The following is a 23192-nucleotide window of genomic DNA, read 5'->3' as shown; positions in this document are numbered from 1 at the left end:
GTCAAGCCTCGGCGTGTTGCACGGTCTCTGACGCCTCGACCGGCGCGATTTGATCGATCACCCGCTGAATCATCTGACGTAGCTGTAGACAATCTTCGGGCGCGACCACCGCGTCGCTGCCAGTCACAACTCTATTGCGAAGGATCATCAACGCGCGACCTTCCTCACATTCCGCGTTGGAAATCAAACCGTTGCTTTGCGCTCGGACCAGACGGCTATAGTCAGCGTCACCATCCCGATCAAACCCTTCCTGAATCGCTAGCAACCTTAAGGCGGCGATGTAGACCACCCAGAGCTTGGGCAGAATAACCGAACGGAGTTTGGGATCACGAGACAACAGATCGATCTCGCGCAACTGTTGGCGCAGCCCTTCAACGTCGAGATCGCTTAACACGCCGGAGGTATTCACTTCCAGGTCCAAGTTCGGCACGGTGATGCCCGTCAATTTCCAACCGGCGTGTCGTTTGACCTCGGCTACCATCCGCCAGAATTCTGCAACGTCCCTTGCACCTTCCAACTTTACGTCGAAGAGCATATGCTCATCATCTTTTGTGGCCAGGAGCTCAGGTTTGTAGGTACCGAGGAACGGCGGAATCAAAGTTGCTGACGGCTCGATTACGACGGTGTAGCCAAGCCGCTGATATTCCTCGGCAAGATCTCGCAACGCTTGAAGTTCTTGAACAGTTTTCATCTCACCTCCTCGGCAAGTTCGCGCGAGTCGGAAATCGCCACATAAACACAGACTTGTCCCGTATCGATAGCATGTGCCAACTTAGCTGGCAAACCATCCTTCGCGCCATTTACATCGACAACCCGCATATGAGCCGATACGTCCCGTATCATGGAATCGTCGGCATAGATTAAGGCGCGTAACGCATCCTGCACGGGTTTGACGAAATTATTGATGTCGCCGGGCCGCGCACCTTCGTACAGATAAACCATGGTGAATTTTAGCGGATAATTTACCAACGGGCGCGCCGGCCGTGCAAGCCTCGCACGGCCATAGATATAGTCGTTCCACCCCCTTCGATGCGACGCATCTTTCGTCTGGTATGAAAACGGACGGCTGGGCAAAACAAAGTCCACGATGAGCGGCATGCTGCTTACCTTACTGGGTCGCTTGGGCAGGACTGATAGTCTGTCATCGCCAGACACAGCGCGACTGATGCACATCAAAGCGAATCGCGCCCCACCCAGAACAGCCCACTTGGCACCGAACGGCTGGACATAGGTTACTATCCTGTCAACTCAAATTTTTCGATGCCACTATTCATGACCGTCCATAAGAAGCACCAGCTCAGCCTCCTCCCCCTGGCGTTCGCCGCGTTCGCGGCGCCGTGCTTCGGCGCCACCGACTGGAATGCCATCGCCCGGGCCGACATGAAATTCGCCATCGACAAGGTACGCAGCAGCCATGCGGGCAGCATCAGCGGCCAGATCGACGTCACAGCGCCGCTGGAGGCCGGCGCGCGCAGCGGCATGCTGGAAGCGGCCGCCGCCAAAACCGAGCAGGACTACAAGCGCGCGCTGGTGCGCTTCATCGCCGGCTTCGGCGATCCGCATACCGGCATCCGGCTCGATCTGACGACCAAAGCCTGGACCGGCATCGTGCTCGATCACGTCGACGGCAAATTCCGCGTCGTCTGGTCGGAGCCGAACTGGCCGCAAGCGCTGCCGCCGCGCGGCGCCATCGTGCAAAGCTGCGACAACGTCTGGATCGGCACCTACCTCAAAAGCAATGTCGCGCCCTTCAGCAACCACAGCCTCGAGTACGCGACCACGCCCAGCGAACTGGCGCGCGTGGCGATGTTCGACACCGGCCTCGGCTGGACGCCTAAGCAATGCGCGGTAGAACAAGCCGACGGCTCCACCCACCAATACGAGTTGCCGCTGCGCGCGGTGGCCAACGGCATCGGCGACGCGCGCATCGACGCGGTGCGCAAGAGCTACAAGGCCAAAGCGCGGCCTGTCGGTCTGTACCGCCTGGCGGCCGACAAGCAATGGGTCGGCATGCCGACCTTCAACGGCGCCATTTCCGGTGATGCCTACACCGCACTGTATCCACAACTGGCAGCGCTCAAGCCCACCGGCTGGATCGTCTTCGACCTGCGCGGCAACGGCGGCGGCGACTCCAGCTGGGGCAACCGCGCCTTGCAGGCGCTGTACGGCGAGGCATACGGCGAGCAACTGGGCAACACCGCCTCCTACGTCAAATCGCTGATCGCCGACCAGGCCACGATCGACCAATATCGGCAATTTGCCAGCAAGAAGGAATTCGCCGCCTCGAAAGCTGCATTTGAAGAGGCCATCTTGAAACTGGAGGCGTCGCTCGCCAGAGGCGAACCAATGGCGCGGGTCGACGACACCAGCAAGGAGGACGCCACAGCCCTCGCCGCCAAGGTCCGCCGGCGGCCGGGCGGCCCGCGCGTGGCCGCTATCATCGATCGCGGCTGCTTCAGCTCCTGCATGAATTTCGTGCAGCAGATCTCGTCCATGTCCGACACGGTGCTGCTGGGCGAACCGACGATCGGCTACTCGCCGTATGGCGAAATCGGCCGGTACGAGCTGCCCAGCGGACAAGGTGCAATCTTCGTGCCGTCGGCGATCTACACCGCCTTCCAGGCCACGCGCGAACCGTTCGCACCAACGATACGCTACGACGGCAACATGGCCGACGACGACAAGCTGATGACATGGGTGAACGCCACACTGACGCGCATGAAGTCCAGCAAAACGAACTAACCCACGCCCCCAATCGCCGACCGACTCGCCGCAATCTATGCACGGGTCGCCGCATTTGACTCGACCGACGCCAGGCCATCACCTAAGGTCAAGGCTTCCTACTTCCGGGCCTTCCATGCGTGTATTGCTTTCTATTCGTTGGGTGATTGAAACGCTACAATTGCGAAATTGCATTTTTGGAAACCTCGCGTGAAAGTCGAAACCCCTTTGCTCGTTCCCATGCTGGCCGCACTGCCGGTATCAGCCTGCATGGTCATACTAGGCCTACCCGCCGTCAGTGACCACTATATCGTAGCCTTTCGTACGCTGTTCCTGGTCGCCTGCCTGCTATGGCTTATTCCGCTGACGCTGCTTCAGCGGGCCATGTGGCGTCGCGATTGGTCCTGGCTGCGCATGGGATCGATATTGCTGGCGACCACCTATGCCATGGCAATGACGAACGCCTTTCTGGGACAAAGCTTTGGGATCGCGATCGGACGGGAGACGGGCTACCAATGGAAATATCTGGCACGGGGCCTGGATAGCTGCTGGCTGGCGCTGATCGCGTTCTGCGCGGTCCATGCGGTGGCGGCCTATTACTTGTCGCTGCAACAGGTCCGGCTGCATCTGGCCCAGGCGCAAAGCGCGGCCCGCGACGCCGAGTTGCGCGCGCTGCGCCTGCAGGTCAATCCGCACTTCCTGTTCAACTCGCTTAACGCGATCTCGGCGCTGGTGTCGGCCCAGTCCAACCGGGAGGCCAACCGCATGCTCGCGTGCCTGGCCGACTTCCTGCGCGCCACGCTGGCCCATGATGGCAGCCACGAGCATACGCTGGCCGATGAACTGGCCCTGCTCGACGCCTACCTCTCCATCGAAAAAGCGCGACTCGGCGAGCGCCTGCGCCTGACGATGAAAAGCGGCCCCGACCTTCTGGACAGCGTCGTGCCTTACCTCATGCTGCAGCCGCTGGTCGAGAATGCGATCCGCCACGGCATCGCGCCGCTGGCCGTGCCCGGCCAGCTCGATATTCTGGTCGAGCGCGTCGGCACGCGCCTGCTCATCGGCGTGCAGAACGACGGCCAGCCGTCGGCGCAAAAGGGGAGCAGCATCGGCCTGGCCAACGTCCGGGAACGTCTGCGCCACCTATACGGCGCCGAGCAAGCGGTGGATGCAGGCTGGCGTCCGGACGGCCGCTTCCATGTGCGGATTTCCATGCCGCTGCGCGGCATCGAGGCGGCGGCGTGAACATCAGGGTGGTGATCGTCGACGACGAACCGCTGGCCAGGCTGGCGGTCAAGGTCAGGCTGGCGCAGCGCGGCGCCTTTGAGCTGGTGGGAGAATTCGCTGACGGCGACAGCGCTTACCAAGGGATTGTGGCACTGAAGCCCGACCTGGCGTTCGTCGACGTCGAGATGCCGGGCAAGAGCGGACTCGACGTGCTGGCCGCACTGCCGCCGGCGCAGCGGCCGATGACGATCCTGCTCACCGCCTACGAAGGCTTCGCCCTGCAAGCGTTCGAACTGGCCGTCCTCGATTACCTGCTCAAGCCGGTCGATGACGAGCGCTTCGACGAAGCCCTGGAGCGCGCGCAGCAGGCCTTCCCCTACCGCCGCCAAAGTCGCGCCGCAGCACCGGCGGCAACGGCAATTTGCAGCTTCAGCGTGCGTGTGGGATCGCGCACGGTGCTGGTGCCGGTGGCCGACGTCGAGCGCATCGAGGCCGACGGCGATTATGCCTGCCTGCATGCGAACGGCAAGACCTGGCTGGTGCGGGAACGCCTGCAGAACCTGGCCATGCAGCTCGATCCGCGTCAGTTCCACCGCGTGCACCGCTCGTCCATCGTACGGCTCGACATGATCGCCGAACTGCGTTCGCTGACCAACCGCGACGCCATGCTGCGCCTGCGCGACGGCAGTGTGCTGCGCGCCAGCCGCTCCTACATGCCGGCGTTGACGGAGGCGCTGCAATACCTCAACGCAAAAAACGATTCGTAGTCCATCCTGGAGAAATGTATGTTAGGTAGCAAGAAGCTTGTTTCAGCGGTCGTCTTGGGCGCGCTGTGGTCGTTGTCCGCCTTGGCCGCGCAGGACACCGCGTTGAGCGCGTCCGATCGCGCCGCGATCGTGCAAACGCTGGCGGCGAAAATGAACGCGAATTACATCGATCCAACGCGGGCCGAACAGATCGGCAGTGCGATCATCAGGAAAAATGCCGAAGGAGGCTATGCGGCCGCCGCCGGCGCAACGGCGTTCAGCGCGGCGCTGAAGAAGGACTTGCGCGAATTGAGCGGCGACCTGCATTTCATTGTCGGGCGTTACGAGGGCTTCAGTGAGCCCAGCGCTACCGAGGAGCCTCCAAGCCGCGCCAAGCTAGACGAATGGCGTAACGCGGCCGCGCGGCGCGGCTATGACATCGAGAAGATCGAACGCCTTCCCGGCAACGTCGGTTACATCGAGTTGCGCCGCTTTGCCGGCGTGGAATCGGTCGGCGCGGCTTACGCGGCGGCGATGTCGCTTTTAGCGGGCACGGATGCGCTGATCGTCGACCTGCGCCGCAACGGCGGCGGCCACTCGGCCAGCGTGGCGTATCTGATGAGTCACTTCCTCCCGGCGGGCCAACCGCACCACCTGATCGATATCTACGATCGCCCGACCGACACGACGCAGCAGATCTGGACGGTGCCGACGTTCTCGCCGCGTTACGACAAGCCGGTATATGTGCTGACCTCGGCCCGGACGGGTTCCGCCGCCGAGGACTTCGCCTATAACTTCCAGGTGCTCAAGCGTGGCACCCTGGTCGGCGAAACCACCATCGGCGCTTCCAATCCCATGACCTGGTACAGCTTGGGATACGACATCGCGGTCTCGATCCCGACGTCGCGCATGATCAATTTCGTCACTAAAACCAACTGGGAGCGTGTCGGCGTGAAACCGGACGTCGCCGTGCCCGCAGCGCAAGCGCTGCAGGCGGCGCATATCGCCATCCTGCGCAACCTGGTGGCATCCGCAAAGGAGGGCGACGAGCGAACGGAACTGCAACGCCTTCTCGTCATGGTGGAGAAGGGAGAAACCGAGAAGCCGGTCTATACCCTCGCGGGCAAGCGTTAATCGATCGGCCTTGCCATCTTCGAGCCGTCGTGAACGACGGTTTCCGAGGCGATTTTTTCTTTGTGCGCAGCACGACTATCCAGCGGGGCCTGCGCGCGCTCCACCAACCCATAATCACGTATCACGCCCGCGATGCGCAGCCGATAGTCGGCAAACACCCCCGCCCTGCCCTGCGATTGCGCGGCGCGATGCTCCTCGGTATTGCGCCACAGCCGCACCGACTCCTCATCCCGCCAGAACGACAACGACAGAATCTTGTCGGGCTGGCTCAAACTCTGAAAGCGTTCAATGGACACAAAGCCATCGATCCCGGCCAGCAGCGGCGCCAGATCCGCCGCCAGCGCCAGATACTGCTGCCGCGCGTGGCTATGCGGCACAACCTCAAAAATGACGGCAATCATGACCACCCCTCCGAACCTGCATTAAAAAACTCCGGCAAGCGCGCATTGGCCGACGGCCGATAGTCCCAGCCAAATCCCGCCGGCCCGAGCGCTACCGGCCGCGCCAACAAATATTGAAGGGCCGCCGTAGCGATAGCCAAGGCCAAACTCTGCCCCGGACAAGCATGACGCCCATGTCCGAAGCCAGGCAATGGGCGACTCTCCCGCTCCAGCATAAACACATCCGGCTGCGCATGTACTCGCTCATCGCGTCCGGCGGCGGCCAACGACAGCAAGACAACGTCACCCGGCTGTAAGGTCACGCCCGCCACGCTGGTCGCCTGCGCCACGAACCGCCGCGTGTTTTGCACCGGAGGATCGAAACGCGCCACCTCCCGCACCACCGCCGCCGCCAGTCCCGGCTCGGCGCGCAGGCGCCGCTCCAATCCGGGCTGACTAAGCAAAACCACGACACAATTCCCGATCAGCCCGGCGGTAGCTTCATGGGTTTGCGACAACAGACCAACAAGATTGGCGATAATCGCCTCCCGCTCATCCCAGCCGATCTCGGCAGCGTGCCGGCATACCTCGCCCAGCAGTGTGCCCGGCACCGCCGAACCCGATCGCACCAGCTCGGCGAAGCGTCGATTCAACGACCGCGCGGCGGTCTCCGCCCCGGCCAGTTGTTCCGGCGTCGACAACGGCGACAAACAGCGCACGAACTCCGCCACCCACCGCGCCACCGGCGCCAGTTCCGCATGGCCAACGCCGAGCAGATCGGCCACGACACAGGTGGGCAGGTCGAACAGCCAGCGCGTGAGGGCGGCGCCATCGGCGGGAACATGCCGCTCCTCCAGCAGGGCCGCCAAACGGCGGGTTTTCTCGGTAACGACGGCAAGGTCCACCCCGGCCAGCGCCTGTCCAATGGCGCGCTTGGGGCCGGCATGCGCGGCGCCGTCGTTCATGCGTATCAAACTTGCGAAGATGGCCCGCGCGTCGCAACCGACGATGGCCCGGGGAACAGGCTCGGCGGCAGGCCGCACCAGACAATGCGGATTGTCGAATACCTCTTGGATGACTTCGGCCCTGCTGGCGATCCACAGTCGCAACCCGGCGTCGAAATACAGCGGAGGACCCGCCAGCAATTGGCGGTAATAAGGATAGGGATCGGAATGACTGGCGGCGGCAACGGCGTTGGAGGGGTGCATGGGCGTTTTCTGATAACGAGGGCAGCGCGAATGCCGCCCTGGAACGCCCATCTTAGGGATTGCCGGCGGCGGACACTTCGCTCCGCGCCGAATCGTCGCCACCGTGCTACGTTATTTGGCGTCCGCGTGCTCGTAGCTGAAGATGCGCGAGACTTTCCACTCCTTACCCTGCAATACCCACAGTTGCGTGAATAGCGCGCGGCCGGCCAGGAACTCCGGCTTGTCCTTGGGCAGGACGATGAACTGGTGTTCGCCGGTCGACAGATAGCCGTAGACGACGTCGTCCTTGCGCATCGGGAAAAATTTCACGGTGCCGGGAATCACTTCGCGGCGCAGTTTGTGTTCGCTGGTGGCCATGCCGTTGTTGGCGGCCGCCAGCAGTTTCTTGCCGATCAAGCTGCCGCCACGGTCATGGTAGAACTCGACATCGTCGGCCAGGAACGCGTTCATGGCGACCGGGTCGGCGCGGTTGTAGGCGGCCCAGTAAGCGTCGTCGGCTTGCCGGACGGCCGCCTCCGCGTCGGCCGGTTTCGGCTCGGCGGCCACGGCATGCGCCTGCGCCGCAAAGAATATCGATGCCAAAAGAATCGAACGTAAACCCATCATTTCCGGCTCCTTATTTGCGTTTGATCTTGGGGAAGCGCAGCTTGTAGTGCAAGCCCATGCCCGGCGCGCTGGCCACTTTGACGGTGCCGCCCAGCGCGCCCGTCACCAGGTTGAACAGGATATGCGCGCCCAGGCCGCTGCCGCCCGAGCCGCGCTTGGTGGTGAAGAACGGATCGAACAACTGTGCCAGGGTGCCCGTGTCCATGCCGACGCCGTCGTCGCTGTATTCGAAGACGACGAAATCGCCATCGAGCTTGCCGGTGATTTTGATCTTGCCCGACTGCCCCTCCTCGTAGCCGTGCACCAGCGAGTTCATCACCATGTTGGTGACGATCTGCGACACCGCGCCGGGGAAGCTGGCCATCTCGATGCGCTCCTCGCAATCGATCTCGATGGCGATCGGCTTGCCCTTGAGCTTGGGCTGCAGCGACAGCAGCACCTCGTCGAGATACTTGCGCAGGTTGAAGCTGCGGATATCGTCGGACGACTGGTCCACCGCCACCTGCTTGAAGCTGCGCACCAGCGCCGCCGCCCGCTGCGTGTTGGTCGTCATGATGCGCAGCGACTGGTCGATGATGTCGAAGAACTGGTTCAGGCCGTCCTCGTCGAGCACGCCCGCCGCCATGTCCTCGCGCGTGAGCTTGAGCTCCTCCACCAGATGGCTGGTGGCCGTCACGCAGATGCCCAGCGGGGTGTTGATCTCGTGCGCCACGCCGGCCACCAGGCGCCCTAGCGAGGCCAGCTTCTCCTGCCTTACCAGCTCGCCTTGCGCGTCCTTGAGCGACGTCAGCGCGCTCTCCAGCGCCGCGTTCTGCTCTTCGAGCGCGTCCTTGGCGCGGCGAATCTCGCGCTCGGCCTGCATGCGCGCGATCGCCACCGCGACGTGGCTGGCCATGAAGGCCAGGATGTCCAGGTCGCCCTGGCTGTAGGTGACGGCGGCGTCGTAGCTCTGCACGATGATCACGCCATAGGCCTGGTCGCCCAGCAGCATTGGCGCGCCCATCCAGCTGGCGATCTCGACGTTGCCCAGCGGCCGGGCGATCTCGCCGGCGGCCACCAGCGCGTTCAGGCCGGCCTTGTCGAGCAGCGCCGCCTGCTTGCACCGCAAAATATACGACGACATGCCGATGCCGAAATCGAAGCGCTTGACCGGCGCCTGGTCGTCCTTTTCATCGACAAAATACGGAATGCTGACTTCCTCGGTGTCCGGATGATAGATCGCGATCAGGAAGTTCTGCGCCGGCACCAGCTCGCTGATGATTTCATGCAGCCGCGTGTTGAGCGCATTGCCGCCGGTGGTCGTCGCCGACAGGTTGGCCAGCTCGTACAGCGCGCGCTGGATGCTCTCGGCGCGGCGCCGCTCGGCCACCTCGTGCGCCAGCAGCGCGGTGCGCTCCTGCACCGCGCGTTCCAGCCGGTCCATGCTTTGCAGGCCGCGCAGCGCGCTCGAGACGTGGTTGGCGATCAAGGAGAACAGCGCCTGGTCCTCCTGGCTGAAGGTGTGTTGCTTGTCGTAGCTTTGAATCACGATCGCGCCCAGCACCTGGTGGTTCTGGTCCAGCAGCGGGCAGCCCATCCAGTGCTCGGCGATGGTGCCGATGCCGAAGCCGGCGTCGGCCTCGAGCCTGGCGACGTGTTCGGCCGCCGTCATGACCAGCGGCTTGCCGCTGAGGATCACCGCCGCCGTGGGCGACTTGCCGGCCACCAGTTCGCTCAACTCGCCGGGATCGGGCGGCTCGTCGACCTCGTCGACGTAATAGACGAAGCGCACCTGGTTGGCCGGTCCGTCGTGGTCGCTCAGCGCGACGAAGAAGTTGGCCGCGTACATGATGCGGCCCAGCGCCGCGTGCACGGATTGCAAGAACTCGCTGATATCGGTGCAGGTGCTCGATTTCTGTCCGATTTCGAGCAACATTGTCTGAACGGCTTCGAGACGGGTAAGACGACTTTCCATCGAATTTCCTAAGTGGGATTGATGCACATAGGAAATACTATCAGGTCAATGCGCCAAGAGGCCAGCGCTTGTCGCAGAAAGCAACGCTCTGGCCGTCGTTTATGGGCGATCAGGGCTTTTTGTAGCCTTTTTCGATCCACGCCTCCGCGCTCGTCACGCTCAACTTGAAAGTCGGCGGCACGCGCACCTGGGCGATCTGCTCGCCGTAGGGGTCGAACGCGGTCAGGGTGGCGTAGGCGTCGTCCTCGTCCGGCACGATGTCGAGCGCGACCTTGACCTGGCCGTCGTCGGTGCTGACGAACACGTTCTTGTGCAGCTGGGCGTGCAATTGCTGCTCGTGGCGGCGGATCACCTCGTTGGCGGTCTTGACCAGTGTGTTGAAGGCGTTGACGTCGAGCGGCTTGGGGTTTTTCTTGTCGCGGCCCATGGTCCAGGGACCGACCAGCGCCGGCTCCGGCTCGCCGTCCTTGATCATCGCCACGGCCCAGCCCTCGTCGTCGTCGTTCTTGATCACGCGCGCGGTCCAGCCATTGCCTTGCCACACGCGCGCCTCCTGGATCGGGGCGTCGTCGGGCTGTTCGTCGAAATCGTCTGGGTAGTCGTTGCTCATGCTTGGGGCTCGTGTTGAATTGGGGTCGGGGTGGAATCATAAGCGGACAGCACCCGAACAACAATAGCAACTCGATATCGATGAGCGATCTGCCGCGTCGACATGCCGGCGCCGCCCTCGAACGGGGCGGCGCCGGACGCTGGTCGCGCGGTCGATGACGTCAGAAACGGTTCAGCAAACGGCCATGCAAGACATGCAAGGCCGGTGCGGCGGCGCGATCGGCGGCTTGGGCGGCGTGACGCGCGGATCGATCGCCGGATCGGGCTTGTGATAGCTGAACGGTGTGATGATGATAGGCGGTATGGTCGGCGGTGCCGATGGCGGACCTTTCGGGCCTCCGCCGGAGCGTTGCCGTGCGCTGCGTTGGCGCGTGGTCCGATTGAGTATCGAAGGTAGCGATTGACCCTCGCTTATTGCAAGCCATGCCATGGTAAAACCCTCCCTGCGCAAGTCAGGTTATCAGTATAGGCGGGGATATCTTTAAATCAAGGAACAATCAGTGTTTTGTTCCCGAGTACCAGCGGTTTCCACCTCGGCTGCACATCGCTCACCCATTCCGCTCGTCGCCACCCGGCGTCATTCCATCCCGCAAATCCGCCGGTCTGTCGCAATCCGATGGCCGGCAAAGGCGCGCGCCGATACAGTTCGACCATGCCAAAGCAAAACGGCAAACGAACAACAAACAACCAAGGGATCGATCATGGACAGCAAACTCGGCAAAACCAGCAAAACCAAAAAAATCGTACTCGGCCTCTTCGTCCTGCTGCTGGCGGTGTCGGTGTGCCAGGCGGTCTTCGGCGACGGCATGACCGTCAACCTCGATGGCGATGAAGTGGGCGGTCCGTTCGGCGCCTTGCTCGGCATCGTGCTGGGCGCCGGCGGCCTGCTGATCGCGGCGCTGGCGATGACCTGCGCGGCGGTGTTCGTCGGCCTGGTGTTCGCCGGGGTCGGCATCGTCATGGTCAGCGCGCTGGTGCTGGCGGGCGTGCTTCTGGCGGCGGCGATCTCGCCCCTGCTGCTGCCGCTGCTGATCCCGATCGGCCTGTACTGGTACTTCACCAGCCGCTCCCGCAAGCAGCGCCTGCGCGCCACGATGGAACACGCGGTCTGAGTCACACGGAGACACGTAGGGCGGATTAGGCGGCACGCCGTAATCCGCCACGCTCCGTCGGCGGCTCATATATGGCCGATTACGCTACGCTAATCCGCCCTACGTAACACCGTTGCCCAGTGACTTTGCAGCTCCGCTTTACCCCTTTCAACCGGAAGCGGCCGGGACCTGAACTCCCGGCCGATCCGCCTCGACATCGATCAGCACCACCCGGTTACGCCCGCCACGCTTGGCCGTGTACAACGCCTGATCGGCCCGCACCAAGGCCGCATCCCCGCCCGGCTGCTTGCCGCCCATGACCGCGATCCCGATGCTGACCGTCACCGTCAACTGCAAGCCATCGCCCAGGCACATCGGCGTATCGGCGATGCGCTGGCGCAGGCGGTCCGCGAACACCGCCGCCTTGCCCAGCGTCGCCCCCGGCAGCAGGATCGCGAACTCCTCGCCGCCGATGCGCCCGCGCATATCGATCTTGCGCTGATCCTGCCGCATCAACTCGCTCAACTGGCGCAGCACGGCGTCCCCGGCCGCGTGGCCGTACTCATCGTTGATGCGCTTGAAGTGGTCCAGATCCAGCAACAGCACCGCCGTGCAGGCGCCGATGTCGCGCTGCAGCCGCTCCTGCTCCTCGGCCAGCCGGTTCATGAACTCGCGCCGGTTCGGCAGTCCGGTCAGGAAATCGGTGGTCGCCAGCACCCGCAGCTCGTCGTGCATACGGCGCTTTTCGGTGGTGTCCAAGGTCGAGACGATGACGAAGTCCAGGCTGTCCGTGTGGCCCGGCATCACCAGCAAGGTCAGCTCGTTGAGGCGGGTGACGCCGTCGAGCCGCTCGAAGCTGCCCTCGCACGAGAAGAAGCGCTCGCCGCGCACCAGCGCCGTCACCGCGCGCGCGAAGCCGGGCATGGCCTCGGCGTCGAAGTTCTGCGCCAGGGTGATCAGCGACATGTCCTTGCGGCACGGCTCGACGCCGATCTGCCGCAGCGCCGAGGCGTTGACGTCGAGGATGCGCACCAGCGACGCCAGCCGCCGCACCTGGCTCGGATTGGCGCTCAGGTAGCGCTCCATGTCATCGACGCCACACTGCGCCAGCTCGGCCAGCGCGGCGCGCACGGCCGACCAGTCCTGCTCCCACAGCGCCACCGGCGCGTGGTCGTACAGGCTGCGGAAGCGCGCCTCGCCGGCGCGCACCGCCTCGGCCGCCTGTGCCTGCTCGACGGCGATGCCGGCCAGCCGCGCGGCCTGTTCGATCAGCGCGATGTTGGCGATGCTGGGCAGGCGCGCCTCCGGGTGGAACACGGCGAAGCTGCCCAGCACGTTGCCGCCGGCGCCGAAGATCGGATCGGACCAGCACGACCCGAGCCGCGCCTGCACGGCCAGGTCGCGGTGCTCCATCCACGACGGCGCGTTGCGGATATCCTCGATGATCACGCGCCCGCGCGTGCGCACCGACTCGCCGCAGGCGCTGTGCAGCGCGTGCACCGACATGCCGTGCACGGCGGCGATGAAGAAGGCCGGCAGGCTCGGCGCGGCGGTCACCAGCAGGTGCTCGCCCGGCTCGTCGAGCAGCAGCACGCAGCACATCAAGTCCTCGTTGTCGGTCTCGACGCCCTTGACCACGCTCTCGAGGATGGTGTGCAGCGGCGCGCCGGTGGCCAGCAGTTCGAGCACGTGGCGCCGGGTTTTTTCGCGCCGCTCGGTGTGGGTGCGCTCGGTGATGTCGCGGAACGACCAGATGCGCGCCGGCTCGCTGCCCAGCCGCAGGCCGCGCGTGTGCTGTTCGATCACCCGCCCGTCCTTCAGGCGCAGCAGCTCGTGCTGTGCCTCCACCGGCAGGCCGCGCTGCACGCCCGGCAGCAGCATTTGCTGCGCGTCGTCGAGCCGCAGGCCGCCGTCCGGATGATACAGCTGCTCGCGCATGTGCTGCATCAGCACGGCGCCGTCGCTTTGCCAGTCGAGGCATTCGGGCACGTTCCACAGTTCGCGGAAGCGCCGGTTCGAATTGAGCACCGAGCCCTTCAGGTTGTCGACCAGGATCCCGTCGATGGTCGAATCCAGAATGCTGCGCAACATCGCCTGGCTGCTCTGGGCGCTGTCGGCCAGCACCATCAGCGCCGCCTGGCCGTCCTTGAGCTCCCCGGCCAGGATGCGGCTGCGGGCCAACGCCCGGTGCGCGCGCACCCGCGCCCGCGTCAGCATCCACGCGACCCACGCGGCCAGGGCGCCGATCGGCACGCCGAAGCCGGCGATTCTCGTCGCCCGGTCCACGCGCGCCGACTTCCCCGGCAGCAGCGAGATGCGCAAGGTCCAGCGATGGCCGGCGATGGCCATCTGCTGCACGCTCGAGCGCAAGGTGGCGCTGGCGGCCGGCGCGCTGTCGTACATGCGCGCCTCCGGCGTCACGCGGTCGCCGTCGTAGATTTCCACGTCCAGCGCGGCGGTGCGGGCGTTGCCCAGCCCGGCCATCAGATCGCCGACCCGGAACGGCGCGAACACCCAGCCCTTGATGGCGGCGCGGCGCTCGCTCCAGCTGCGCACCGGCTGGCCGGCGCTATACAAGGGCAGCATGATCAGAAAGCCGGCCTGCGGCGGCTTGCCGTGGTCCTGCACCAGGCCGACGCGGCCGGTCATCGCCGGCAGACCGGAATCGCGCGCCTGCTCCAGCGCGGCGCGGCGCACCGGATCGGAAGCGGAGTCGAAGCCGATCGCGCGGCGGTTGCTTTCATTGAAAGGTTCCATGTACACGGTGGGCGCGTACCACGGGCGCGCGCCCGGCGGGACCAGGCGGTAGTGCGGGTAGTCGATGCGGCGCACGAGCGCCTCGTGCGCCTCGCGCTGGTCGGCGCCGATCAGGCGGATGTAGCCGATCGCCTGCACGCCGGGGAAATGGCCGCCCAGCTCCTGCCCAGCCAGATAGGTGTGGAATTCGGCGCGGTCGACGTCGAGCGAGCTGTAGAACAGTCCCTGGACGCCGTACAGCACCTGCACATAGGTTTGCATGCGCTGGTCGAGCTGGTTGACCAGTTCGCGCACGCGGCCGTCGAAGTCGGCCTGGGCCTCCTGCTCGGCATCGGCGCGCGCGCCGTGCCACAGCACGGCGGTGACCCCGAGGCTGCCGGCCAGCACCAGCGCCGGCAGCACGCGCTGCGACAACAGGGCCTGCACCACCCGGCGCAGCTGTGCCTGGATATCGGCCATGTCCGGTTAACCCGTGACCTGCAACTGGTATAAGTACGACATCAAGGATATGTCCCTGGCTAAGTTGCATCCGCTAACGAACTCGTCCTTATCCTAACAGGGTCCAGCCCAAAATGACAATCAAAGCGCTGTGCCGATTCATAACACGTGTTTAGTGGTGAAAAAACCATAAAATCGTTTATACCAAGATGGTTTTCACTCAATAATGATGGCGCGACAAGCGCGGCGGCCACGGGGCCGGCGCGGGTTTGTCGACCAGGCACTGAGGAGTACCACCATGGCTGCATACGCGATCGGTTCTTTAACGCTGCACAACACGGACTGGCAACAGGAATATGGCACCCGGATGCCGGCGCTGATCCAAAAACACGGCGGCAAGATATTGGCCAAGGCGCCGACACAGACCTTGGAGGGCCAGCCGGTGTTTCCCGGCATCGCGGTGCTGATCGAGTTCCCTTCCGAGCAGCATGCCAAGGACTGGAACGACGACCCCGAGCACATCCCGCTCAGGAAGCTGCGCAGCAGCGGCGCCAATTTCGATTTGGCGCTGGTGAACGGGGTGTAACCCCAAAGCGGGCCGGTTTTACCCTTCGGCGCCGGCGAACTGCCGATACCCGCGCGCGCGCAGCTCGCACGCCGGGCAGGTGCCGCAGCCGTAGCCCCAGTCGTGCAGCGCGCCGCGCTCGCCGAGGTAGCAGGTGTGGGTGCCGTCGCGGATCAGGTCGACCAGCGACTGGCCGCCCAGCTCTTGCGCCAGCTCCCAGGTCTGGCGCTTGTCGCGCCACATCAGCGGCGTCTCCAGCTTGATGCGGGTGTCCATGCCGAGGTTGAGCGCCACCTGCAGCGCCTTCATGGTGTCGTCGCGGCAGTCGGGATAGCCGGAGAAATCGGTCTCGCACATGCCGCCGACCAGCACCGTCAGGCCGCGCCGGTAGGCCACGGTGGCGGCCACCGTCATGAACAGCAGGTTGCGGCCCGGGACGAAGGTGTTGGGCAGGCCGTTGGCTTGGGTTTCGATGGCGATATCGTGGGTCATCGCCGTCTGCGAAATCCTGGAGATCAGCGACAGGTCGATCATGTGGTCTTCGCCCAGTTTGGCGTCCCACTCGGGGTTCTGGGCGCGCAGGCGCGCGATGACGTCGGGACGGACGGTGAGCTCCACGGCGTGCCGCTGGCCATAGTCGAAACCGATGGTTTCGACGCGGGCGTAATGTTTCAACGCCCAGGCCAGGCAGGTGGTGGAATCTTGTCCACCGCTAAAAAGCACCAGAGCGGAATCGGTAGGCAACATGACATTTTCTTTCAGGGGTGACACGATGTTATATGTACGCCATCTTTAAGGGCAATCCGGTAACATGGCGCATAGCGCACACCCTGATGGAGTCTCATGTTACCGGCATCGCCAGCAAAAAAATCGGCAAGATCACGAATTTTGGCACAACTCGCGCCAAAAGTATCTTGCCGCCACGCAGCATTTACACTGTTACTGGCCTTCGCGACGGGCGCCGTGATGACTGCCGGCCCCGTTTTTGGACAAACCACCGGGCAATCCACGGACCAAACGTCCGATCAAGCGCCGGCACCCGCCGCCGCTCCGGCGGAGGTCCAGGCCGCACCGCAACCGGAGGCGAAACCAGCCTCCCCCGCCCCGCTGGTCTCGACCGGCATCAAGTACACGGTCAACATCGACGCGCCCGATGAGCTCGAAGAGCTGCTGGAGAAAAACCTCGATCTGATGCGTTTTCGCGGCAATGCCCGCATGACCCGCGAGCAGCTGTTCAGACTGGTACGCACGACGCCGGAACAGATCCGCACCCTGGTCGCCACCGCCGGCTATTACTCGCCCGAGGTCAGCGTCAAACTCGACCGTGATGCGACGCCGCTGGTGGTGCAGGTCACGGTCGCCGCAGGCGAGCCGGTGCGCGTGGGCGAGGTCGAGATCGTTCTGCAAGGTTTCCCGCCCAACCCGGAACAGCGCGCCAGCAACCAGTTCAACCCCGACGCGCTGAGGGGGACCTGGGCGCTGAAACGCGGTGAAATCTTCCGCCAGGACGACTGGGAAGCCTCCAAGCGTGCCCTGCTGCGCCAGGTGGTGCAGACCCGCTATCCGCGCGCCCAGCTGCTGGAGAGCCAGGCCACCATCGATCCGGAAAGCCGCCAGGCCAATCTGCGGGTGGTGCTCGACAGCGGCCCCGAACTGCGCTTCGGCGAACTGCGCATCGAAGGTTTGAAGCGCTACCCGGAATCGGTGATCACCAATTTGAACCCGATCGATCCGGGCGACTATTACAGCGAGGCGGCGCTGCAGTCGTACCAATCGCGCCTGCAGGACACCGGCTATTTCAGCAGCGTGGAAGTAAGCGCCGACATGAGCGCGATCCTCAACGAGCAGCTGGAGGCCGCCGCCGCGACCGCCCCGCCGCCGGGCGCCGACCCCGCCGCCGCCGCAGCAGCAGCCGTTCCTATGCCCCGCTCGGACAACGCGGCGTCGATGGCGCCGCTGCCGCTGCTGGTGCGCGTGACCGAGAACAAGCGCAAGAACGTCAGCGCCGGTCTCGGTTACAGTACCAACACCGGCAACCGCGCGTCGCTGACCTATGACGACCTGGCTATCTTCGGCCTGCGCCTGAAAAGCGCGCTGACCCTGGAAACCAAGCGCCAGACCGCGCGCGGCGACTTCTACTTCCCCGTCACGTCTGATGGCTACAACCATAGCATCGGCGCTTCCTACGAACGCAGCGACATCGAGGGCGAAGTCACCGCCGTGACCAGCGTCGCCGCCAAGCGCGCGTGGGGCACGCCGCTGCTCGAACGCAGCATCTCGCTCGAGCTGCTGTCCGAGACCAAGACCGTGCAGGGCCAGGAATCGGTGACCAGCAAAAGCTTGCCGCTGACGTACGCCACCACCTGGCGCAAGGTCGACAACCTGCTGATGCCGACCAAGGGCTACGCGCTCAACGCCCAGGTGGGCGGCGCGCTGCTGCCGATCCTGACCGACGAGGCCTTCGTGCGCGCCTACACGCGCGGCATCTACTACCTGCCGTTGAACACCACCTCCAACATCATCCTGCGCGCGGAAGTCGGCGCGCTCGGTTCGCGCAGCAAGGTCGGCGTGCCGGCCGTGTACCTGTTCCGCGCCGGCGGCGACCAGTCGGTGCGCGGCTACGCCTACCAGGAACTGGGCGTCAAACAGGGCGACGCCACCGTCGGCGGGCGCTATCTGGCCACCGCCAGCGCCGAATACCAGTACTGGTTCAAGCCGCAGTACGGCGCGGCGGTGTTCTACGACGCCGGTAACGCCGGCGACAGCTTCAGCGCCCTGCATCCCAAGTCCGGCTATGGCATCGGCGCGCGCTGGAAAAGTCCTGTGGGTCCGATCAACGTCGATGTCGCGTACGGACACGCGGTTCAAAAATATCGTTTGCACTTCTCGCTGGGATTCACCTTCTGATGGCCGACCATAACAACACCGAGCAGCCGGGCGGTCCCGATTCCGCTGTCGCTTCCCCCCGCCCGCGCCGCTGGCCGCGCCGCGTCCTGATTTCACTGGCGGTGCTGGTCGTGCTGCTGGCCGGCGCCTTCTGGCTGCTGGGCCGCGAATCGACCTTGCAGCAGCTGGTCGCGCGCGTCTCCAAGGCCAGCGGCGGCAGCATCGCCGTCACCGACGTCAGCGGATCGCTGTACCACCGCATGCACATCGGTAAGCTGGCCTATCGCGGCAAGGACAGCGTCATCACCGCGCAGAGCATCGACATCAACTGGTCGCCGTTGCAGTACTTCTCCGAAGGCCTGGCCATCAGCGAACTGCATGTCGCCGCGCTGACGGTGCAGAGCCTGGGACCGTCCGAGCCGGCCAAGATGCCCGAATCCTTGGCAGCGCCGTTCCGCCTCAGTCTTTCCGACGCCCGCCTCGACAAACTGACCCTGGTCAGCGAGACCGGCACCAACGTCATCGAAAACGTGCGCTTCGAGCTGTATGGCGACAAGACCAGCTGGCACCTTCAGGAGGCATCGGCCAAGACGCCGTTCGGCAACGCAAAGGCCGACCTGACCATCGCCGCCGACAAGCCGTTCGCGCTGCAGGGCAAGGCGTCGCTGACCCAGACCATCGTCCCCGCCGCCAAGCCGTCCGCCGGGACCACCTCCGCCCCTGCCGCCCATTCCATCGCTGCCGCCGACAGCGCCACCGCGGCCATCCCCGCCCAATTGAACGTGACCGCCGCCGGCAGCCTGGCGCTGCTCAACCTCAAGGCGCAGGGCGAAGCCGGACCGGCCAGCGGCGACGCCACGCTGTCGCTCGCACCGTTCGACCCGATCATCCTGCGCGCCATCGACCTGACCGCGCGCGACGTCAATCCGGCCGGCTTCGAGGCCGGCCTGCCGCCGGCGAAGTTCAACCTCAAGGTGACGGCGGCCATCACGCCGGACCAGAAGCTGTCCGGCCAGTTCGCGCTGGTGAACCAGGACAAGGCAGGCCCGATCGACCGCGAGGCGCTGCCGCTGCAAATCTTCAGCGGCCGCCTGGGCGGCACCCTGACCGCCTCGCTGCTGGAAAACGTGCTGCTCGACCTGGGCGCGGCCGGCCACTTCACCGGAGGCGGCGACGTCCAGCGCAAGGGGCCGGACGCGGGCATCGATGTCGCCAACTTCAAGCTGCACACCGACCGCCTCGATCTGAGCCACCTGCACACCAGCGCCAACAAGACGACGGTGGCTGGCGACATCGCGCTTTCCAGCACGCCGACCAAGCAAACCCTGAACGCCAACCTGGCGCAGGCCGGCCTGAAGCTGGACGTGCAGGCCACCCTGGCCGACGCACTGCTGCAACTGCAACAAGCGCGCCTGCAAGCGAAAAAAGGCACGATCAGCGCCACCGGCCAATTGAGCCTGAAGGATAAGCAAGCGTTCAGCGCCAAGCTGCGCGCCGACCATTTCGATCCATCCGCGCTGGGCGCCGGCCTCCCGGTCGCCGACCTGAACGCCGACGTCAACGCCAGCGGCGCCATCGCGCCGGCATGGCAGGTGGCGGCCGACTTCCAGATCAAGCCGAGCAAACTACTCGGGCAACCGCTGACCGGCAACGGCAAACTCAACGCCGACGCCAAACATATCAGCGGCGTCAACGCCAAGGTGACGATGGCGCAGAATAACGCCGAGATCACCGGCAGCTTTGGCGCGCCGGGCGAGCAGTTGCGGTGGAAGGTCGACGCCCGCCAGCTGTCGGCCGTCAGCAGCGACCTGCTGGGCGCCATTCAGGCCAGCGGCGTCGTCACCGGCACCATGCAGGCGCCGCGCAGCAGTTTCGAGGCCGACGCCAAGGGACTGGGACTGGCTTCTGCCAAGCGCCCCGCGCCCGATAGCCTGATCCACGCCAGCGGCAACGTGGCGCTGGCCGGCGCGAAGAAAATCCCCGAAGTCAAAATGACCGGCACCGTGCAGCGCCTCAACCCGGCCGCCTTCGGCACGGCACAGAGCGGCGCCATTAACGCCACCTTCACCGCCGACGCGCAACTGTCGGACGACTGGCGCGCGGGGCTGAACCTGACCTTGCAACAGTCCACGCTGGCCAGCGCGCCGCTGTCCGGCTACGCCAAACTGACGGCCCGCAAAGACGAAATCCGCGACGCCGACATCGACCTGCGCCTGGCGACCAACCGCTTGCTGGCCAAGGGCAGTTTCGGCAGCGCGCTCGATAAGCTGGAGTGGAAGCTCGAAGCGCCGCAACTGGCCGCGCTCGGACCGCCGTTCGGCGGCGCGCTGCGCGCCAACGGCACCCTGTCGGGCACCAGCGCCCGTCCGGCGATCTCGCTCACGCTCGACGCCAGCGCCCTGCGCCTGCCGGGCCAGCAGCAGATCGCCGCCATCCGTGGCAGCGCGACCTTGGGTAACACGGTGGCGATGGCGGCCTCCGCGCCCGCGTCCACCGGCGCCCGCCGCGCGGCCAACCGCGAAGGCAATAGAGACCCCATGGCCGACGTGCCGCTGGTGAGCGACATCGAAATCACGCTCTACGAATCGCCATCGATCAAGATCGACAAGGCGCGACTGCAAACCAGCGGCTCCCGCAGCGGCCACACGATCGAGGTCAGCGCCAGCAATCCGCGCTTCGACGCCTCGCTGCGGGTCAAGGGCGCCTGGGCCGACGACGCCTGGACCGGCACCATCGACTCGCTGCAAAACAAGGGCCGCTTCGCACTCAACCTCGTCGCGCCGGCACCACTGCGCCTGGTGGCGCCGGATGGCAGCGGCGTCGCAGGTTTGTCGCGTCCCGAGAAAATCTCGCTGACCAACGCCACCATCAAGATCCGCGACGGCGCGATCCGCATCGACAGCGTCGAGAAAAACGGCGGCGCCTGGCGCAGCAAGGGCCAGGCGAACGCCGTGCCGGTCAACTACCTGGGCCAGCTGTCCGATGCATGGCGCGAGAACGTGCGCGGCAACCTGACCATCGGCGCCGATTGGGGCCTCAATCTGCAAGCAGGCACCAAGAACAGCGCCCCGGTACTGGGCGGCTCGTTCCACGTGTTCCGCGAACAGGGTGACCTGACCATCATCGGCGCCGACCTGTCGCAGGCGCTGGGGCTGACCAAGCTCGATGCGCGCGTCGACGTCAACAACGGCACCCTGCGCACCCAACTCGATGTGGACGGCACCCGTGTGGGCCAGGCCCGCATCGATGGCAGCGCGCAGCTGCGCGAAGGCCGGCTGGCCGACGCCAGCCCGTTCACGCTGGAGGGCAACGCCAATATGGGTTCGCTGGCCTGGCTCGCGCCGCTGGCCGGCCAGCCGGGACTGGAAATCGACGGCACCCTGAAGCTGGCCATTTCCGGCAGCGGCACCCTGGGCGCGCCGCAACTGAACGGCGACATCAACGGCGACAAGCTGGTGGTCAACCTGCCCGACGAAGGCATCAAGCTGCGCAACGGCGTGCTGCAGGCGCGCCTGGCGGGCGACCAGCTGCAACTGCAAAAGCTCAGCTTTGACGGCGCCGAGGGCCGCGCGCTGGCCGACGGCTGGATACGTTACGCCGGCAACGAGGCGACGATGGCGCTCAAGCTCACCGCCGACAAGCTGGAGATCCTTTCGCGGCCGGACCGCATCCTGGTCGTCAGCGGCCAAAGCTCGCTGACGCGCGACGCCAAACGCTTCCAGCTTGACGGCAAATTCCGCGCCGACCGCGCCAACATCGAGCTGGCCGGCGAAGGCGGACCGACCATCAGCAACGACGTGGTCATCGTCGGCAAGAGCGCGCCGCAGACCAAGCCCGCGCAAGGCATGCCGCTCAATGTCGACGTCGAAGCCGATCTTGGCGACTCGTTCAAGCTGCAAGGCAAAGGGCTGGACGCGCGGCTGGCGGGCGCGGTGCGCATCCGCATCGCCGACCGCCGACCGCCACGGGTCAACGGCAGCATCCGCGTGGTCGACGGCACCTATGCCGCGTACGGCCAAAAGCTGGCGATCGAGCGTGGCGTGATCAACTTCACCGGCGCCTACGACAATCCGGGCCTGAACATCCTGGCGGTGCGCCGCCGGCCGGAGGGCGAGCAGCTCAGCGAGAGCAATGTGGAAGCGGGCGTGGAGGTGCGCGGCACGGCGCTGGCGCCGGCGGCCAAGCTGGTATCAACGCCGACGGTGCCGGACAGCGACAAGCTGTCATGGCTGGTGCTGGGCCACGGCATCGAGAACACGGCCGGCAACGACATGGCGCTGCTCAGCACCGCCGCCGGCGCGCTGTTCGGCGGCAGCGGCGGTGGCGGCACGGGCAAACTGGCGGGCAAGCTCGGATTGGACGAACTGGGTGTGGGACAGGCGTCGGGCACATCGTCGGCCGGCGCGGCGACCGGGTTGCAGAACACCGTGGTCACCATCGGCAAACGCATCTCGTCGCGCGCCTACCTCAGTTTCGAGCAGGGCGCGGGGACGGCCACCAGTCTGGTCAAGCTGCGCTACAAGCTCAATCCGCGCATCACCTTACAGTTCCAGACCGGGACCAATAACGCCTTGGACGTGTTGTACACCTGGGCGTTCGATTAACGTAGGGCGGATTAGGCGGAACGCCGTAATCGGCCATGTATGCGCCATCGGCGGCTCACACATGGCCGATTACGCTGCGCTAATCCGCCCTACGTGATTTCCGGCATAACATGATGCCCGTTGCGTCAGCTGGGATTGTGGTCCGGCACCGGGTCGTCCTGCGGCACCGGGTGCGGCACATGGGGCGGTGACGGCGGCGCCGTGTCATCGTCCGGCAACGGATCGGGGGCGCGGTGTGAGGTGACGAATTCCATGATCTTCACTCC

The 23192-nt window shown here is 65.1% G+C and carries 17 protein-coding genes; 8 read left to right on the top strand and 9 right to left on the bottom strand.

Annotated elements, in window-relative coordinates:
* Position 1: 1 nt before the first annotated feature.
* Both NHH88_04935 and NHH88_04930 read right to left on the bottom strand, forming a co-directional pair.
* Positions 2–691, bottom strand: a complete 690-nt coding sequence (locus tag NHH88_04935; GenBank protein USX15147.1) for a hypothetical protein — start codon at positions 689–691, stop codon at positions 2–4.
* Positions 688–1098, bottom strand: a complete 411-nt coding sequence (locus NHH88_04930; protein USX15146.1) for a RusA family crossover junction endodeoxyribonuclease — start codon at positions 1096–1098, stop codon at positions 688–690. Before NHH88_04930 ends, NHH88_04935 begins: the two co-directional genes overlap by 4 nt.
* A gap of 174 nt (positions 1099–1272) precedes the next feature.
* Here NHH88_04930 and NHH88_04925 point away from each other — a divergent pair, with 174 nt between their 5' ends.
* From NHH88_04925 to NHH88_04910, 4 genes are all read left to right on the top strand, one after another.
* On the top strand, positions 1273–2742 hold the full coding sequence (locus NHH88_04925) for a S41 family peptidase (GenBank protein USX15145.1): 1470 nt from the start codon (positions 1273–1275) through the stop codon (positions 2740–2742).
* A gap of 363 nt (positions 2743–3105) precedes the next feature.
* Positions 3106–3966 (top strand): histidine kinase, encoded by an 861-nt coding sequence (locus NHH88_04920; protein ID USX15144.1) that lies wholly within the window; start codon positions 3106–3108, stop codon positions 3964–3966.
* Positions 3963–4715 carry a LytTR family DNA-binding domain-containing protein gene (locus NHH88_04915; protein ID USX15143.1) on the top strand — a complete coding sequence of 251 codons (753 nt, stop codon included), beginning with the start codon at positions 3963–3965 and terminating at the stop codon, positions 4713–4715. Before NHH88_04920 ends, NHH88_04915 begins: the two co-directional genes overlap by 4 nt.
* Before the next feature lie 18 nt (positions 4716–4733).
* Entirely contained in the window at positions 4734–5828 is a 1095-nt protein-coding gene (locus NHH88_04910) for a S41 family peptidase (protein ID USX15142.1), read from the top strand.
* Here the strand turns inward: NHH88_04910 and NHH88_04905 are convergent.
* The 5 genes from NHH88_04905 to NHH88_04885 all read right to left on the bottom strand — a co-directional run bounded on the left by NHH88_04905 (position 5825) and on the right by NHH88_04885 (position 10586).
* Positions 5825–6229 carry an antibiotic biosynthesis monooxygenase gene (locus NHH88_04905; protein USX15141.1) on the bottom strand — a complete coding sequence of 135 codons (405 nt, stop codon included), beginning with the start codon at positions 6227–6229 and terminating at the stop codon, positions 5825–5827. The genes NHH88_04910 and NHH88_04905 overlap by 4 nt on opposite strands.
* On the bottom strand, positions 6226–7416 hold the full coding sequence (locus NHH88_04900) for a cytochrome P450 (GenBank protein ID USX15140.1): 1191 nt from the start codon (positions 7414–7416) through the stop codon (positions 6226–6228). The genes NHH88_04905 and NHH88_04900 overlap by 4 nt, the downstream gene beginning before the upstream one ends.
* Before the next feature lie 111 nt (positions 7417–7527).
* Entirely contained in the window at positions 7528–8022 is a 495-nt protein-coding gene (locus NHH88_04895; protein USX15139.1) for a nuclear transport factor 2 family protein, read from the bottom strand.
* A 10-nt stretch (positions 8023–8032) separates the two neighbouring features.
* Entirely contained in the window at positions 8033–9976 is a 1944-nt protein-coding gene (locus NHH88_04890; GenBank protein USX15138.1) for a GAF domain-containing protein, read from the bottom strand.
* 109 nt (positions 9977–10085) lie between these two features.
* Positions 10086–10586, bottom strand: coding sequence for a hypothetical protein (locus NHH88_04885; GenBank protein USX15137.1), 501 nt, complete (start codon positions 10584–10586; stop codon positions 10086–10088).
* Positions 10587–11286: 700 nt separating this feature from the next.
* On the opposite strand from NHH88_04885, the gene NHH88_04880 reads away from it, so the two are divergent.
* Complete coding sequence (locus NHH88_04880) at positions 11287–11697, top strand: hypothetical protein (GenBank protein USX15136.1); 411 nt, start codon at positions 11287–11289, stop codon at positions 11695–11697.
* Between the two features lie 147 nt (positions 11698–11844).
* On the opposite strand, the gene NHH88_04875 is transcribed toward NHH88_04880, so the two are convergent.
* Positions 11845–14892, bottom strand: coding sequence for a CHASE domain-containing protein (locus tag NHH88_04875; GenBank protein USX15135.1), 3048 nt, complete (start codon positions 14890–14892; stop codon positions 11845–11847).
* A gap of 277 nt (positions 14893–15169) precedes the next feature.
* On the opposite strand from NHH88_04875, the gene NHH88_04870 reads away from it, so the two are divergent.
* Positions 15170–15457 (top strand): DUF1330 domain-containing protein, encoded by a 288-nt coding sequence (locus tag NHH88_04870; GenBank protein ID USX15134.1) that lies wholly within the window; start codon positions 15170–15172, stop codon positions 15455–15457.
* A gap of 18 nt (positions 15458–15475) precedes the next feature.
* Here the strand turns inward: NHH88_04870 and queC are convergent, their stop codons facing one another.
* A complete protein-coding gene (gene queC / locus NHH88_04865) occupies positions 15476–16183 on the bottom strand; it encodes a 7-cyano-7-deazaguanine synthase QueC (GenBank protein ID USX15133.1) in 708 nt (235 codons plus the stop codon).
* 219 nt (positions 16184–16402) lie between these two features.
* Here queC and NHH88_04860 point away from each other — a divergent pair, with 219 nt between their 5' ends.
* Positions 16403–18343 (top strand): autotransporter assembly complex protein TamA, encoded by a 1941-nt coding sequence (locus NHH88_04860; GenBank protein ID USX15132.1) that lies wholly within the window; start codon positions 16403–16405, stop codon positions 18341–18343.
* A complete protein-coding gene (locus tag NHH88_04855; protein USX15131.1) occupies positions 18343–22926 on the top strand; it encodes a translocation/assembly module TamB domain-containing protein in 4584 nt (1527 codons plus the stop codon). Before NHH88_04860 ends, NHH88_04855 begins: the two co-directional genes overlap by 1 nt.
* The last annotated feature ends 266 nt before the right edge of the window (positions 22927–23192 follow it).

The organism is Oxalobacteraceae bacterium OTU3CAMAD1, assembly GCA_024123915.1.
Classification (GTDB): Bacteria; Pseudomonadota; Gammaproteobacteria; order Burkholderiales; family Burkholderiaceae_D; genus Rugamonas.
This window is presented reverse-complemented; position numbering and strand designations above follow the sequence as displayed.